Annotated in this window: 1 protein-coding gene; it reads left to right on the top strand. The window is 58.5% G+C overall.

Annotated elements, in window-relative coordinates:
• Window positions 1–699: fumarate hydratase C-terminal domain-containing protein (locus NKH04_RS33065; RefSeq protein ID WP_353045604.1), on the top strand; the 699-nt coding region annotated here is incomplete at its 5' end.
• Window positions 700–1,190: the final 491 nt, after the last annotated feature.

Below are 1,190 nucleotides of genomic sequence, written 5' to 3'. Positions count from 1 at the left end.
AACCGACACCTGAAGTTCACCTTGGACGGAACAGGGCCGGCACAGTTCCAGCCGCCCAACCTTTCCGAATGGCCCCAGATTGGTCAAGAGGACTTGCACACAGCCGGCGTCCGCCGGGTCAATCTCGATGCGCTCACGAAGGAAGAGACGGCATCGTGGCGCTGCGGGGAAACCCTTCTTTTGACCGGTAAGATGCTGACGGGCCGTGACGCCGCCCACCAGCAAATGGTCGAGCTGATCGATGCCGGCAAGCCGCTCCCGGTAGATCTGCGGGGACGGATGATCTACTACGTCGGACCCGTCCGCGCAGCAGGGGATGAGGTCGTCGGGCCGGCTGGCCCAACAACCGCCAGCCGTATGGACGGTTTTACTGAAAAGATACTCGCCGAGACTGGGCTATATGCGATGGTCGGCAAAGCGGAGAGGGGTCCGCTGGCCATCGAGTCGATCGTCAAACACAAAACGCCCTATCTCATCGCAGTGGGTGGTGCCGCCTATCTAATTTCAAAATCGATCAAGGCGGCGCGGCTCGTTGCCTTTGAAGACCTGGGCATGGAAGCCATCTATGAATTTGAGGTGCAGGACATGCCGGTCATCATGGCTGTCGATGTCGAGGGAAACTCCATTCATAATTCCGGGCCTCTTGAGTGGCGTAAGCGCATGGCGGCCGACAGCATCGCCCGCAGCATCGGCGTTTGAGTCCGCCGGCTGCGCGAATCCGGCCAGACTCCCGCTCGGATTTTGGGCCGTATCGGTATCACAGGCGGCCATTTGTGGTTCAGCTCCTCGGCGAGCCAGACAAGAAAGGCTTTCAAGTCGCTCTCGATGCCAAACGCTCAGTGTAAAGACTGCATCGACCTGCCGTTCTTACGATCGACGCTGAGGGTGCTGTCTAGGGGTGCCAATCGGGTCAAGCACCGGAGATACCAAAAAGATGCGCCATTCATTTACGAGGAGGCCCGCCGCCGACAGGCGATCACCCCTTTCCAAATGCGTCATCGCCCGGTTGGGGCAGGGGCAATACCCCAACTGTTCTACAGCGTTCTGCTTGGATCGTTCTCAGTTCCCCTGGCTTCTACAACCTCGCCGTGAAGCAGCAGGCCGAGGACGAATAACGCCCATACCTTAGCCCGCTTCAATTAATGATGGAATTGGTTGGTACTAATTGCACTGTCGACCACCGCTTGAGA

The sequence above is a fragment of the Mesorhizobium sp. M1365 genome (genome assembly GCF_040317865.1).
In the GTDB taxonomy this organism is placed as follows: Bacteria; Pseudomonadota; Alphaproteobacteria; order Rhizobiales; family Rhizobiaceae; genus Mesorhizobium.
This window is presented reverse-complemented; position numbering and strand designations above follow the sequence as displayed.